Source organism: Comamonas sp. (assembly GCF_036643215.1).
Taxonomy (GTDB): domain Bacteria; phylum Pseudomonadota; class Gammaproteobacteria; order Burkholderiales; family Burkholderiaceae_C; genus Comamonas.
The window spans coordinates 23,162-37,845 of record NZ_JAVXSJ010000023.1 but is presented as its reverse complement, the minus strand read 5'-3'; the positions used below and the strand labels follow the sequence as shown (position 1 = coordinate 37,845).

At 58.6% G+C, this 14,684-nt stretch carries 14 protein-coding genes; 6 read left to right on the top strand and 8 right to left on the bottom strand.

Going from position 1 to position 14,684, the window contains the following annotated elements; translation table 11 throughout:
• Positions 1 to 79: 79 nt before the first annotated feature.
• From RSF91_RS15140 to RSF91_RS15115, 6 genes are all read left to right on the top strand, one after another.
• Entirely contained in the window at positions 80 to 2,224 is a 2,145-nt protein-coding gene (locus RSF91_RS15140; RefSeq protein WP_332569198.1) for a putative bifunctional diguanylate cyclase/phosphodiesterase, read from the top strand.
• A gap of 145 nt (positions 2,225 to 2,369) precedes the next feature.
• Entirely contained in the window at positions 2,370 to 3,923 is a 1,554-nt protein-coding gene (locus RSF91_RS15135) for a fumarate hydratase (protein WP_332569197.1), read from the top strand.
• Positions 3,924 to 4,009: 86 nt separating this feature from the next.
• Positions 4,010 to 4,270: a hypothetical protein gene (locus tag RSF91_RS15130; RefSeq protein ID WP_332569196.1), complete on the top strand. Its 261-nt coding sequence runs from the start codon at positions 4,010 to 4,012 to the stop codon at positions 4,268 to 4,270.
• Positions 4,271 to 4,408: 138 nt separating this feature from the next.
• Entirely contained in the window at positions 4,409 to 5,167 is a 759-nt protein-coding gene (locus RSF91_RS15125) for a hypothetical protein (RefSeq protein ID WP_332569195.1), read from the top strand.
• Between the two features lie 228 nt (positions 5,168 to 5,395).
• Positions 5,396 to 5,986 (top strand): hypothetical protein, encoded by a 591-nt coding sequence (locus tag RSF91_RS15120; RefSeq protein WP_332569194.1) that lies wholly within the window; start codon positions 5,396 to 5,398, stop codon positions 5,984 to 5,986.
• Between the two features lie 63 nt (positions 5,987 to 6,049).
• The gene (locus RSF91_RS15115; RefSeq protein ID WP_332569193.1) at positions 6,050 to 6,691 is read left to right on the top strand and encodes a DUF938 domain-containing protein; all 642 of its coding nucleotides are present in this window, start codon (positions 6,050 to 6,052) and stop codon (positions 6,689 to 6,691) included.
• A gap of 108 nt (positions 6,692 to 6,799) precedes the next feature.
• Here RSF91_RS15115 and RSF91_RS15110 read toward each other — a convergent pair whose 3' ends face one another.
• From RSF91_RS15110 to RSF91_RS15075, 8 genes are all read right to left on the bottom strand, one after another.
• Complete coding sequence (locus RSF91_RS15110; protein WP_332569192.1) at positions 6,800 to 7,672, bottom strand: TIGR00730 family Rossman fold protein; 873 nt, start codon at positions 7,670 to 7,672, stop codon at positions 6,800 to 6,802.
• A 216-nt stretch (positions 7,673 to 7,888) separates the two neighbouring features.
• Positions 7,889 to 8,266 (bottom strand): fluoride efflux transporter CrcB, encoded by a 378-nt coding sequence (gene crcB / locus RSF91_RS15105; RefSeq protein ID WP_332569191.1) that lies wholly within the window; start codon positions 8,264 to 8,266, stop codon positions 7,889 to 7,891.
• A 44-nt stretch (positions 8,267 to 8,310) separates the two neighbouring features.
• Complete coding sequence (gene mnhG, locus RSF91_RS15100) at positions 8,311 to 8,739, bottom strand: monovalent cation/H(+) antiporter subunit G (RefSeq protein WP_332569190.1); 429 nt, start codon at positions 8,737 to 8,739, stop codon at positions 8,311 to 8,313.
• Positions 8,736 to 9,014, bottom strand: coding sequence for a K+/H+ antiporter subunit F (locus tag RSF91_RS15095; RefSeq protein WP_169108103.1), 279 nt, complete (start codon positions 9,012 to 9,014; stop codon positions 8,736 to 8,738). The genes mnhG and RSF91_RS15095 overlap by 4 nt, the downstream gene beginning before the upstream one ends.
• Entirely contained in the window at positions 9,011 to 9,511 is a 501-nt protein-coding gene (locus RSF91_RS15090; RefSeq protein WP_332569189.1) for a Na+/H+ antiporter subunit E, read from the bottom strand. Before RSF91_RS15090 ends, RSF91_RS15095 begins: the two co-directional genes overlap by 4 nt.
• On the bottom strand, positions 9,508 to 11,337 hold the full coding sequence (locus tag RSF91_RS15085) for a monovalent cation/H+ antiporter subunit D (protein WP_332569188.1): 1,830 nt from the start codon (positions 11,335 to 11,337) through the stop codon (positions 9,508 to 9,510). Before RSF91_RS15085 ends, RSF91_RS15090 begins: the two co-directional genes overlap by 4 nt.
• Positions 11,334 to 11,699, bottom strand: a complete 366-nt coding sequence (locus tag RSF91_RS15080) for a Na+/H+ antiporter subunit C (protein WP_099737638.1) — start codon at positions 11,697 to 11,699, stop codon at positions 11,334 to 11,336. The genes RSF91_RS15085 and RSF91_RS15080 overlap by 4 nt, the downstream gene beginning before the upstream one ends.
• Positions 11,699 to 14,674 carry a monovalent cation/H+ antiporter subunit A gene (locus tag RSF91_RS15075; RefSeq protein WP_332569187.1) on the bottom strand — a complete coding sequence of 992 codons (2,976 nt, stop codon included), beginning with the start codon at positions 14,672 to 14,674 and terminating at the stop codon, positions 11,699 to 11,701. The genes RSF91_RS15080 and RSF91_RS15075 overlap by 1 nt, the downstream gene beginning before the upstream one ends.
• Between the last annotated feature and the right edge of the window lie 10 nt (positions 14,675 to 14,684).

Here is a 14,684-nt window from a genome sequence, read left to right as displayed (position 1 = left end):
GGACATAGAAACCGACCAGCTTTGCTGAACCAACACATCAATGCTCTCTGACCTTTCCACCCCTCTCGCAGATTCCTTCATGGCATCAAGCTACAGCTTGGTGACGGTGGGCTTTTCCATCGTCATCGCGGTGATGGCTTCGTTTGTCACGCTGGGTCTGGCCCGTCGCGTGCACTTGGCCTCAGGGGGTATCAGTCGTATCTGGTGGTTAATTGGCTCCATGGTGATGGGCACTGGCATCTGGGCCACCCACTTTATCGGCATGCAGGCGTTTCAGCTTCCCATCTTGCTAGGCTATCGCGGCGCGCTGACCCTGATTTCATGGGCAGCGGCCGTAGCAGCCTCCGCTCTGGCTTTTTGGGTGACAACCAAGACAGAATACCGCTGGCCGCATTTTGTGTTGGCCTCGCTGGCCATGGGCGGCGGCATCTGTGCCATGCATTACCTGGGCATGCTCGCCATCGACATGTCCATTCCTATTATCTGGAACTGGAGTCTTGTCGCCATATCCATCGTGATTGCTGTGCTGGCGTCCGCCACGGCTCTCAGCCTGTTTCGCATCATGTTTTCGCTCTCAGGCAAAAAGCTGTTGCTGTTTCAGGTGCTGGCAGCGCTGGTCATGGGCTTCGCCATCTGCGGCATGCACTACACCGGCATGTCGGCTGCCAGCTTTGCCAGCGGCGCTATCTGCCTGAGTGCCGATGCGCTGAGCGGCCCTGAGCTGACCACCATCATCGTCCTCACCACGGCCATGCTGCTCATTGCAGCCATGTTCAGCACCGTACTGGATGCCCGCCTGCAAAGCACCGCCTTCAAACTCAACGAGTCCTTGAAGGAAAGCAATAGCAAGCTGCAGATGGCCAACAACGAGCTGCGCCAGCGCGCCTTTGCTGACCCGCTGACCAGCCTGCCCAACCGCCTGCTGTTTGAAGACCGCCTGATTCACGCCCTGCTAAGGCTGGAGCGCACCAATCGCTCCAGCGTCAAAGACAGGCTGGGAATTCTGTTTGTGGATCTGGACGGTTTCAAGCCCATCAATGACTCCTTCGGTCACGCGGCAGGCGATGAAATTCTGATTGGCGCAGCCCAGCGCCTGCTGGCACAGGCCCGCTCCAGCGACACCGTGGCCCGCGTGGGGGGTGATGAGTTTCTGGTGCTACTTGAAGACGCGCAGGACGCTGCAGCCTGCATGGCCGTTGCCAATCGCATTCTGAAAAGTCTGAGCCAGCCATTTCAGCTCGGTAACAAAGAGCTGCAGATCACCTGTTCCATCGGCATTGTCGTCTTCCCCGACCATGGCGACCGCGACCACCTGATCGCCAATGCAGACGCCGCCATGTATGTCGCCAAGCGCAATGGCGGCAACAGTTTTGCGATGTTTGAGCCCCATATGGGCAGCGATGCTTCAGAGCAGCTGGAGCTGCAAAATGACTTGCGCAACGCCATTCAGCGCCAGCAAATGTCTCTGTATTACCAGCCAAAAATTGATGGCGAACGCGGAAGCATCATCGGGGTTGAGGCCTTGCTGCGCTGGACTCACCCTGAGCGCGGAATGATTGGACCCGACGTCTTCATCCCACTGGCCGAGCGCTTTGGCATCATCATCAACCTGGGCAACTGGGTGATTGAAGAAGCCTGTCGCCAGCTGGCCGAATGGCGCGGCATGGGACTGCAGATGCGTGTTGCCATCAATCTTTCCGTGCATCAGCTGCGCGAAAGCGGACTGGCAGAGCGCATTACCGAGACCCTGCAGCGCCACGATGTGCTGGCCAGCCAGCTGCTGTGCGAGATTACCGAATCAGTGGCTATGGAAGACACGCAGGCCACCCAGCGCACTTTTGAAGAGCTGCGCGAGATCGGCGTCTACCTCTCCATTGATGACTTTGGCACCGGCTACTCCAGCCTCAACTACCTGCGCCAGCTGCCCGCGCAGCAGCTCAAGATTGACCGCAGCTTCATCCGCGATCTGGAAACCGAAGAAGACGCCCGTGCCGTGGTGCATGCCGTCGTCCACCTAGGCCACGCGCTGGGCCTGCGCGTCGTGGCTGAAGGCGTTGAAACCGCAGCACAGCGCGACATTCTGCTCAATATGCACTGCGACGAGCTTCAAGGCTACTTCTACGCCAAGCCCATGCCTGCCGACCGACTGCTGGCCTGGGCCAAGGGCGACAAGCAAGAGGATCAGGCCGACTTCTCCACCTCTATCCTCGGTGGCTTGAACTAAGCCTCAGATCCGCAGCACCAGCCCCAAGTCATATATAAGACTTGCGGGTTATGGGCTGCAAAACTTGTCGTCTGGCACCATAATCATGGGGTTTACCGTACGCACCCCACGCGTACAGAAGATTGCAACCCCCGAGAAGCCCCCGATGACAACTTCCATCCGCCAGCAGGACCTGATCGACTCCGTCGCAGGTGCCCTCCAGTACATCAGCTATTACCACACGCCGGATTTCATCCAGCACCTGGCCCGCGCCTATGAGCGCGAGCAAAGCCCTGCGGCCAAGGATGCGATGGCGCAGATCCTGACCAACTCCAAGATGAGCGCCACCGGCCAGCGCCCCATCTGCCAGGACACCGGCATCGTCAACGTGTTCCTGAAGGTGGGCATGGACGTCAAGTGGGACGGCTTCACCATGGGCCTGGAAGACGCCGTGAACGAAGGCGTACGCCGCGCCTACAACCACCCAGACAACACCCTGCGTGCCTCGGTGGTGGCGGACCCCCACTTCAAGCGCAAGAACACCAAGGACAACACCCCTGCCGTCATCAACGTGCAGATCGTGCCCGGCAACACCGTGGAAGTGACTGTGGCGGCCAAGGGCGGCGGCTCCGAGAACAAGTCCAAGATGATCATGATGAACCCCAGCGACGACCTGGTCGAATGGGTTTTGAAGACCATCCCCACCATGGGTGCGGGCTGGTGCCCTCCCGGCATGATCGGCATCGGCATTGGCGGCACGGCTGAAAAAGCCGTTTTGCTGGCCAAAGAAAGCCTGATGGAAGATCTCGACATGTACGAGCTGCAGCAAAAAGCGGCCAGCGGTGCCGAGCTGGACGACGTGGAAAAGCTGCGCCTGGAACTGTTCGAGAAGATCAACGCCCTGGGCATTGGCGCCCAAGGCTTGGGCGGTCTGACCACGGTGCTGGACGTCAAGATCAACATGTACCCCACGCACGCTGCCAGCAAGCCCGTGGCCATGATCCCCAACTGCGCCGCTACCCGCCACGCCCACTTCGTGATGGACGGCAGCGGCCCTGTGTACCTAGACCCACCGTCGCTGGACACCTGGCCCAAGATCGACTGGGCGCCTGACTACAACAAGTCCAAGCGCGTTGACCTCAACACCCTGACCAAGGAAGAAGTCGCCAGCTGGAAGCCAGGCGACACCATTTTGCTGAACGGCAAAATGCTGACTGGTCGTGACGCCGCCCACAAGCGCATCCAGGACATGCTGGCCAAGGGCGAAAAGCTGCCCGTGGACTTCACCAACCGCGTGATCTACTACGTGGGCCCGGTTGACCCCGTGCGCGACGAAGTGGTTGGCCCTGCAGGCCCGACCACCGCCACCCGCATGGACAAGTTCACCGAGATGATGCTGTCGCAGACCGGCCTGATCTCCATGATCGGCAAGTCCGAGCGCGGCCCTGTCGCCATCGAAGCCATCAAAAAGCACAAGAGCGCTTACCTGATGGCCGTGGGCGGCGCCGCCTACCTGGTCTCCAAGGCCATCAAGCACGCCAAGGTGGTGGGCTTTGAAGACCTGGGCATGGAAGCCATCTACGAATTCGACGTGGTGGACATGCCCGTGACCGTGGCCGTGGACGCCGGCGGCACCAGCGCCCACATCACAGGTCCTGCAGTCTGGAAGGAAAAGATTGCAACAGGTGAATTCAAGGGAATCAGCGTGGCTGGTGCTTGATCACTCGTTTGATAAATAGCCAGCTTTTGTAATAAAAAACCGCCTTCGGGCGGTTTTTTATTTTTAACCTACTTATCTGCTTCCAGATGATTGATCCACTACGTGTACCAGCCTCATTACGCCACCTGATTGCACTCGCGCAGAAATTTGGCGCCACCGATGACCTCGCGCGGGAAACCATCGTTTCTTCAGCCTCAATGGCAGAGATTGAAGCTCTTAAACAGGCAGTTCAAGCCAACGATGCATTGCTGGATGCATGGCTTGCCGGGCCTGAGGCGACTGGCACTTGCTTCTCGAATGAATACCTTACCTTCAGCGCAATGCGCATGGCAGCAGACTTTGCATGACTGTTGAACGATTTTCTGTAGCTTGTACAGTCATCGAAATTTTCGGTCGCGTGACAACCACCCATTGGTAAATACGAGACAGAAATTCAGGACATCACCTCTAAGATGCACATGGGCGACATCGGGCATTTGTCTGACATGGACAAGATCGATGATCATTACCAGCACAAGGAGTTGAGGATGAGGCTTGCCGCAGCAAAGATAGTCAGCAGTTCGCTATTGGCGATCTGGGGCTTTGCTAACGCACAAACTCCAGCAACGCCACCGGCGGCGCCCAAGTCTCCATCTCCGCCCGCAGCACAGGTTCTGGCACCACAGGGGGTCTTTGCGCAAATTGATACCAAGCTGGGGCAAGAGGCGCTGCGTTTGCTGTCGCAAGGCACAGCCCAGCAGCAGCAAGGTGTGCTGGAGAGAGTGCGGGCTGCGCCTGAGCGATTCCAGCCCCCGGTGTTTTATGTATTGTCGCAAGTGCTGTTCAAAGCGGGCCAGCAGGAAGAAGCGGCCTTCTGGTTTTATGCAGGTCAGCTGCGCGCCCGTTTTGACGCGAATCGCTGTACCGATGCGACGGCCAGACAGGCGGTAGATGTGATGAATCAGAGCTATGGCGGCCCTATCAACCGCTATCTGTTTCAAGACCTGAACAAGGCGCAGGAGCTGATCGCCAAGGTGGTTGAATGGGACCGAAAAACGCCCCATGCCTACGACCCGCGCTGGATCAATCTGCACGGCATACAAGCAGTGCAGGCCGCGAAAGACCCGCAGCTCGCCGCCAAGCTGACGACAGAATCGCTAAGCCTTCCGCAGTCGCAATGGGCGGCGCTGGCCGAGCAAACACGGACCAAGTATCTGCAAGGCTTCAAGGATGCGATTACCCAGCTGAAAGTGGAATCCAAATAACGAGCCTCATTAGGTGTGCGCCGCAGCTGGCTTTCAAGGTTTTGAAGTGAAATGCCCCGCAGCGCCTATCTAAAAAGCGCATGCAGCTATGCTTTTTGAAGTTCCAAAGCACTCTGACTGATGTCAGCCCCTATTTGACAGCGCCGTATTTCTTCTAGGATGCCTCCATGCCCTGCACCTAAGCGGCATTAGCAAGGCCTCAGAAATCGAGAACGACAAGGAGTTCACATGCGCAAGCCTTTTGCTTTGTTGACAGCCACTGCCATGGCTGTGCTGCTGGCAGGCTGCCTGATACCGGAGCGCTTTACCGCCAAGGTCGATGTGCACCCTGATGCCAGCTTCAGCTATCTCTTTGAGGGCACAGCCGTCGATGCCATGGGCATGATGAAGCTGAGAAAGCAAGGCATGCTGAGCGAAAAAGACCAGCAGGGGCTGGCCAATGAAGCGCAGCAGATGAGCAGCGAGCCGGATGTCAAAAAAGCGGTTTACAACGGCAACGCGCGCTTCACTCTGGAAATCGCGGGCCAGCGCATTGCGGGCGAGTCCTTACGGCTGCTGGACATGTTCAGCGTGCATACCGACAAGGACGGCGTGATGACGATTGCGGCCAAACCACTCAAAGATAAGGAAAAAAGTGACTTTTCGCAGCTGGGCATCAATGTCAACGGCAAGCTGAAAGTCCGCCTGCCCAGCAATGCCGAGGTGATCTCGCAAAATGCCAGCGCCACGCCCGTGCTGGGGATTGGCTCTTACAGCTGGAAAATTGGCGGTATTGGCGTGCGTCCTGAGATCAAGCTGCGCTTCAAGCCCGCCTCCTGACCACCTCGAATCTCCGTCCTAAGCGGAGCATGATGGAGGGATCTTCGCGCCACCTCTACCGTCATGAACCACACTACGCCCCCACACACCCAGCCACTGCCTTTTGCGCAGGCTTGCGAAAACAATCAAGCCCCCATTTTTGCGGTGCTGCAAACTGCGCTGCAGGACAGCCGACATGTGCTGGAGATTGGCTCTGGCACCGGCCAGCACAGCGTTTACTTTGCGCCGCGCCTGCCGCAACTGACCTGGCAGACCAGCGACCTGACCGATAACCACCCCGGCATTCAGGCATGGCATGCCGCCCACGCTGCGCCCAATCTGCGTGCGCCGCTGGAGTTTGATCTGGCAACCAGCGCCTGGCCCACACCAGCCGATCAGCCTGGGTTTGACGCGGTATTTACCAGCAATACCTGCCACATCGTGGCCTGGCCGCTGGTCCAGCGAATGTTTGAGCTGGTGGGTACGCACCTGCCTGCAGGCGGCGTGTTTGCCATCTACGGCCCATTCAACTATGGCGGCCGCTTTACCAGCAACAGCAACCAGGCCTTTGATGCATGGCTGCGCCAGCGCGATGCCCGCAGTGGTCTGCGTGATTTTGAAACCGTGGTGGCGCTGGCCGAACAGCACGGCATGCAACTGCAGCGCGATGAGGCCATGCCAGCCAATAATCGCACGCTGGTGTTTCGCAAATCACCGTCTCAGTGATAAAAACAGCCTTCAGCGCTTATCCAAAATACGCTAAAAGCTATGAATAAGTGAGCAACAAAAAAGCTGCCAAGGCAGCTTTTTTGTTGAGTTGCAGGTTTTGCCCTGTCAGTTCCAGCCGTCGCGATAGAACTGCTGAATCAGCGCCCAGGCCTCTGCTGGATCGTCCGTGTAGCGGAACAAGTTCAGGTCCTTGGCGGAGATGGTGCCTTCTTCGATCAGCGCATCAAAGTTGAGCACTTTTTTCCAGAACTCGGTGCCAAACAGAATCACCGGTACGGGCTTGCTCTTGTGGGTCTGCACCAGCGTCAGCACCTCGAACAGCTCATCCATGGTGCCAAAGCCGCCGGGAAAGGCCACCAGAGCCTTGGCGCGCATCATGAAGTGCATTTTGCGCAGCGCAAAGTAATGGAACTTGAAGCTCAGCTCCGGCGTGATGTAGGGATTGCCATGCTGCTCGTGCGGCAGGTAGATGTTCAGGCCCACATTGGGCGCACCCGCATCATGCGCGCCGCGGTTGGCCGCTTCCATGATGCCGGGGCCACCGCCCGTACAGATGTAAAAGCGCTCGCTGGGCTCCTGCTTCATGCCTTCGGTCGCCACGATGCGGGCGAATGAACGCGCGGCTTCATAGCGCTGGGCGTTGCGCAGACCACGCTCGGCCAGGGCCATGCGCTGGGTATCGCCGCTGGCTTTGGCTTCCGCGAGCTGCTGCTGCGCCTGATCCATGTCCATGAAACGGGCGCTGCCATAGACCACGACCGTGTGCTCTATGCCGCGCTCAATCTGGGTCAGATCGGGCTTGAGCATTTCCAGCTGCATGCGGATGCCACGGGTTTCGCGGCGGAACATGAATTCCGGGTCTGCGAAGGCGAGGCGGTTGGATTGAGGCTCTAGCTCTTTGCCGTTGTGGGCCTGGTTGTGCAACTCAGCCCAGGCATTGGCCAGATCGGTATCAGACAGGGGGGAAGAGATTTGCATGAGCCCTCAGTTCTTAGAATGCTGAGCAGCACGGGCTACGGGATCATCAAGGATTTAGTAGCGCTGACCGCCCATCCATCAAACACTTCAATATCAAACACACCTGTAGTGCATGTGATGCTTGCACTATACGCTCACAAAGCGATAGCTCATCAGAGTATTTAGCCTCTGAAAGCCAAAGCCATTTGCCTTAATAGTGGTGAATGGCACAACCGCTCAGCGAGCCATCCAGACGTTCCAGCTCAGCATACCGACATAGGTCATACACAGCGAGCCCGCAAGGTGAATCGCAGCCCAACCCAGTGCCGCCGCAAGGCGCTGCTGCTGCAGCAGGCCAATGACTTCGGCCGAATAGCTGGAGAAGGTGGTCAAGGCCCCCAGAAAGCCGGTGACGATGGCCAGCTTCCAGACCGGATCAAGCTGAGGCATGGCCTGAAACAGGGCAATGCAGACCCCGATCAGATAACCGCCAATCAGGTTGGCCGCCAGAGTCCCCCAGGGCAAGCCTGCCCCGGTACTAAGCCACAGACCCAGCCCCCAACGCGAAAGCGCGCCCAGACTGGCTCCCAGACAGATGGCAAAAATATTGAGCATGGTGGCCAATTTAGCGCAAGAAAGGCGTGATTCCGGCCCTGCCCTCAGCCCTTGGCTGCAGTGGCTTTGGTTTCGGCGTCTTCTGCCTCATCTTCATCCAGCGGCTCGTTGCGCACCAGATTACTCAGTGTGGGAGGCACGTCTTCGCCCGATCGGCGTGAGCGGAACAAGGCCGCGCGCATGAGAAAGATGGTCGTAATAGGCACGGTCACCGCCACAAAAATGGCGATCAGCACTGAGTGCATGACAAAGCCCTGACCACTGACGGAAAAGTAAATCCAGGTGGCATGCATGATGAGCCAGCAGCCCATGGTGGCGATGATGGACGGTGCGTGCACACGCTCAAAATAGCTTTCAAGCCGCAACAACCCCAAAGAGCCCATAAGCGCAATCAGCGCCCCCAAAAACACCAGTACAGCCACCAGAATCTGAGCCCACAGCGGCAAGTCCACTCCAATAACGTCTGTGCTCATTCGATCACCTCGCCACGCAGCAGGAATTTGGCCATGGCCGTTGAGCCCACGCAGCCAAACAAGGCCACCAGCAAGGCGGCCTCAAAGTAGTTGGTGCTGTCATACAGAATGCCCATGACCAGCATGACCAGCATGCCGTTGAGATACATGCAGTCCAGCGCCAGCACGCGGTCTTGCGCATGCGGGCCTTTGAGCAGACGAAGCACCGAGCAGCCCATGGCAGCCAGCAGCATGAACAGCGAGGCAATCAGCGCCCAATAAAACCAGGGGTTCATTCAAAAATCTCCATCAGCGGGCGCTCATAGCTTTGCTTGATATGGTCAATCACTTGCTGCGCGTCTTCAACCTCCAGCGCGTGAATAAGCAGCATGGAGCGATCACGCGAAATCTCGGCCCAGGCCGTTCCGGGTGTGATGCAGACAATCATGGCCAGCACCGCCAGACCGTTGGGGTCACGCAGCTCAAGCGGAATATGTACAAATTCAGCCGAATGACGGCGCAGGCGCGGGAACAGAAGAAACCGCACCACATTGAAGTTTGACACCGAGGTGTCGTGCATCACGCGAAATGCCAGCTTGAGAATAGTCAGTGGATGACTCACCCGCACGGGCAATGGCCGCAACCCACCCAGCAGAACGGGGATGAGCAGACCCAGAATCAGGCCCAGCAGAATCTGCCCGGCACTGACTGAGCGGTTGAGCAGCAGCCACAGCACAAGCAATGCCACAGACAGCAGTGGCGCAGGAAATATGGATTTCATCAGGTGCTTCATGGGCGGGGCTCTTCTTTCTGGGTCGCAGCGTTCGTGGGCTTGGCGTCCTCCGAGCTTTCGCTTTCCTCACCAATGCCCGGTACCGGCTCAGCTTGCATTTCCTGCGCCGCAGCACGGGCAGCAGCCTCGGGGCCTGCGGCCTCCTGGGCCTTCTTTTCCTTGGGGGCTGGCACAGGCTCCTGGCCCATCACGGTACGCACATAGACATCCGGTGAATGCAGGGCGTTCGCCGCGCGCTGGGTATAGCGCATCACATCATCGGCCTTGACAGTCAAGGCCACGCAGCACAGCAGCAAAGCCGCAATCGGCAGGCCTTCAGCCACCTTGAGAGAAGGCGCATTTGTCTCTGGGTTGGCCCAGAAGTGGCGAATACCGGCGCGCGTCAGCGCCAGCAGCGCCATCAGCCCGGTGATGATGAGCAAAGCCACCATGCTCCAGCCCAGCACGCCGGGGTTGACCCCGGCAGACATGCCCATACCCAAGGGGTTGAGCAAGCTGGTCAGCATGGCGAATTTACCCAGAAAACCAGCCAGCGGCGGCAAGCCCGAGATGAGCAAGGTGCACGCCATAAAGCTCAAGCCCAGAAAAGCGGCAGCAGCGGGGAAGGCGCGGCCAATCAGCAACTCTTCATCATCATCCAGATTGAAGCCTTCAGATGGCAGCAACTCGGCGTTGAGGAAAGGCGCTTCATCGTCCTCATAAGGCTCGCCCTCTGCCTCATCGGTACGCCAGCGGTCGACCACATCCGCAATCAAGAACAGTGACGCCACCGCCAGCGTGGAGCCAGGCAGGTAGTACAGCAGGCCCGAAGTCAGCAAATTCTGGCCAAAACCCGTAGCGGCCAGCAAGGTGCCTGACGACAGAATGGCCGCAAAGCCCGCCAGATGCGTCAGCCGCTGTGAGCCCAGCATGCCGATGGCACCAAACGCCATGGTCAGCATGCCACCCACAATCAGCCAAGTACCGCCAAAAAGGGCTGATGCACCGGCTTCTGAGCTGAAAAGCAGCGTCCACAGCCGCAAAATGACATAGACGCCCACCTTGGTCATCAGTGCAAACAACGCCCCCACAGGGGCGGTTGCCGCGCTGTAGCCGGGTACCAGCCAGAAGTTCAGCGGCCAGAGCGCGGCCTTAATTAAAAAGGCCGTTCCCAGCACGCCCGCAGCGGCGTGCAGCAGGCCACGGTCAGCATCCTGCACCAGCGGAATAGCACGGGCCAGATCCGCCATATTGAGCGTGCCCGTGATGCCGTAGAGCATGGATACACCAATCAGGAACAGCGAAGACGCTGCCAGATTGATAGCAATGTAATGAAGCCCGGACTGAATACGTGTGCTGCCAGAGCCATGCAGCAGCAAGCCATAAGAGGCTGCGAGCATGATCTCGAAAAACACGAACAGGTTGAACAAGTCCGCCGTAATGAAAGCGCCACTCAAGCCCATGAGCTGCAGCTGGAACAGCGGATGAAAATGCACCCCCGCCTTGTGCCAGCGTGCAGCAGAGAAAACCAGTGATGCCAGTGCCACCACATAGGTGACCAGCAGCATCAGAGCGGTGAGCCGGTCCATCGCCAGCGCAATCCCAAAGGGTGCAGGCCAGTTGCCAGGCATATAGACCGACATGGTGACGGAGGAGCCCGCCTGATTGGTCCAGCCCATCAGCATGACCACGATCACCAGACTGATGGTGGTGGACAGAATATTCATGCCCAGCTTCAGGCGCTGGCGCTCCTCGCGCAGAAACAGCATCAGTGCTGCGGTCAGCATGGGCAGCAAGATGGGGGCCAGCATCAAATGCGGCATCAGATACTCAATCCAGGCCGTCATAGCATTTCCTGCTCGTTGCGCGAGTGCAGACCATCCACGTGGTCATTACCCGAAGATCCACGCGATGCGAGCAGCACCACCAGAAACAGTGCCGTCATGGCGAAGCCGATGACGATGGCCGTCAGCACCAGCGCCTGAGGCATGGGGTCCGCATAGTGAGACAAGTCTGTGGGCACGCCGTTTTGCAGCACCGGCACCTTGTTGATGGCCAGCCCTTGGCGCCCCATGGCAAAAATGAACAGGTTGACGGCATACGACAGCAACGCCAGACCCATGATGACCTGATAACTACGCGGGCGCAACAGCAGCCAGACCCCGGAACCGGTGAGCACACCGATGGCAATGGCCAGAACGATTTCCATTACATACCTCCCCGTGCCAGTGCTTCGGCTGTTGCAGCCTGCACGGCGGCTTCAGCCCTCTTGGCTTCTTGTTCCTGCTCTTCCAGCAAGCGTGCGTGAAAACGATGGCCGCGCACCGATTGGTGGGCAATCGCCGTCAAGATCAGCATGGTCGAGCCCACGACCAGCGCGAACACACCAATATCAAAGAACGTGGCGCTGGCGAGATGCACATGCCCCACCAGCGGCAGCGAAAAGTCAAAGCTGTGGCTGGTCAGGAAGGGGTAGCCCACGAAAATGGAGCCCATACCCGTGCCCAGCGCAAACAGCAGACCCGCAGCAATCCAGCGACGCGGGTACAGCGGCAAGTGCGCCTCGACCCAGTGTGTGCCAGAGATGATGTACTGCATCAGCAAAGCGACGGAGAACACCAGCCCCGCCACAAAACCGCCACCAGGCTGGTTGTGTCCACGCACAAAGATGTAAGCGGCCACTATCGCTGCAAATGGCAGTAACAATCGCACCAGCACCGCAGGCACCATCAGGTAGCCCACGGCTGTATCGCTAGCATTGCGAGGGTTGAGCAAGTCGGTCTGCAAGTCACCTGGCACATAGCGCTGCTGCTCAGGAATGTCCATCGCCTCACGCGCGGGACGGAAGCGGCGCAGCAAGGCATAGATGACGATGGCCACAATGCCCAGCACCACAATCTCGCCAAAGGTATCAAAGCCCCGGAAGTCCACCAGCATCACATTGACCACATTGGTGCCACCACCACCGCCCAGAGCGTTCTCTAGGAAGAAGGTAGAAGAGCTTTCGTAGAAGGGGCGGCTCATCATGGCAAAGGCCAGCCATCCCATACCGCCACCAGCAATCAGCGACAGCACCAGGTCACGCAGGCGGCGTGCCTTGGCGCGTGCATCAGCGTTATCCGCCACGCGCATGTTTTTGTCACGCTTGGGCAACCAGCGCAGGCCCAGCAAGATCAGTACCGTGGTCGCAACCTCAACCACCAGTTGGGTCAAGGCCAGGTCGGGAGCCGAGAACCAGAGGAAGGTCAGCACCGTGCACAGGCCCGTGCCGCCCAGCATGATCAAGGCCGTCATCCGGTGGTACTTGGCCTTCCAGGCAGTCCCCAGCGCGCACAGGCAGCCAATAGCCCAGAGCAGCACAAAAGCCCAGGAAATTGGCAAAGTGCCGCGATTACCCAGCTTCATGCCCCAGACCCACAGCGGCAACGCCGCAGCGACCAGCGCAATGCTTACCAGCCACAGCATCTGCCACTGCAGGCGGCGGGTAGACAGATTGCGGCGCCCCGCCCGGCCCAGCCAAGTGATGCGGGCCAGCAAATTCTCAAAAATCACACGACCACTGATACGGCCCAGCACGGGCGTGGTGTCGAAATGCCCTGCCGTGCGCTGCAAACGCAGCAGTGTGTAAAGCAAGATGCCACCCGCAAGCGCCACTAGGCTCATGATGAGAGGCATATTCCAGCCATGCCAGATGGCAAGGCTGTACTCAGGCAGGTCACCGCCCACCACCGGCGTAGCAGCTGCCGCCAGAAAGTCGCCCACCGCCCATGCGGGCAAGATGCCCACAATCAGGCAGGCCAGCACCAGCAACTCAACTGGCACCCGCATCCAGTGCGGCGGCTCGTGCGGCTCATGCGGCAGGTCAGTCGCCTTGGGGCCAAAGAACACATCTACCGTATAGCGCAGCGAATACGCCACGCTGAACATGCCCGCCACAGTAGCCACCACCGGCAGCACCGTCTTAACCCATGGTGCGGCATCCAGATAAACGGTCTCGGCAAAGAACATTTCTTTGGAGATAAAGCCGTTGAGCAGCGGCACCCCCGCCATGGCCGCACTGGCCACGCAGGCCAGCGTGCCGGTAATCGGCATCATGTAGCGCAGGCCAGATAGCCGCCGGATATCGCGTGTGCCGCTTTCGTGATCCACAATGCCCGCCGCCATGAAGAGCGAGGCCTTGAAGGTGGCGTGATTCATGATGTGGAACACCGCCGCCACCGCCGCCAGCTTGCTATTCAAACCCAGCAGCAGAGTAATGAGACCCAGATGCGAAATCGTTGAATACGCGAGCAATCCCTTCAGATCATGCTGGAACATGGCGCAATAGCCACCAATCAGCAGCGTTAACGCACCGGCGCCCCCCACCATCCAGAACCATGCATCGGTGTCTGCCAGCACTGGCCACAGCCGCGCCAACAAAAACACCCCCGCCTTGACCATAGTGGCCGAGTGCAGATAAGCCGATACCGGCGTAGGCGCTGCCATGGCATTGGGCAGCCAGAAGTGGAAAGGGAATTGCGCACTTTTAGTTAACGCACCCAGCAAGATCAAAACCAATGCCACCAGATAGAGGTGGCTATCACGAATTTGCTGCCCTGCAGCCAGCACGTTATCCAGGTCATAGCTGCCCACGATATGACCCAGCACCAGCATACCCACCAGCATGGCCAACCCACCGGTGCCTGTCACGGTCAGCGCCATGCGTGCGCCCCGCCGCGCATCCTTGCGGTGGTACCAGTAGCCGATCAGCAGAAAGGAGAAAAGGCTGGTCAGCTCCCAGAAGAACACCAGCTGAATGATGTTGCCCGAGAGCACCACCCCCGCCATGGCCCCCATGAACGCCAGAAAAAATGAGAAAAAGCGCGGTACCGGGTCTGCAGGTGACATGTAGTAGCGCGCATAAAGCACCACCAGCGCACCAATGCCAAAGACCAGCATGGCAAACAGCCACGCAAAGCCATCCATGCGAATCACGAGATTCAACCCCAGAACAGGCAGCCAGGGAACTTCCTGCCTTAGTACCGCCCCATCCGCCATTTCCGGGAAGAGCATCCCGACTTGAACGGCACAGACCAGGGCAATGATGCCGGCCAGCGTGGACTCCTTATTACGAGCGTTCGCAGGCAATAAAGCAGCCAGAATGCTGCCAGCAAAGGGTAAGAGAATGAGGTAAATCAGGGGCATGGGCGGATTA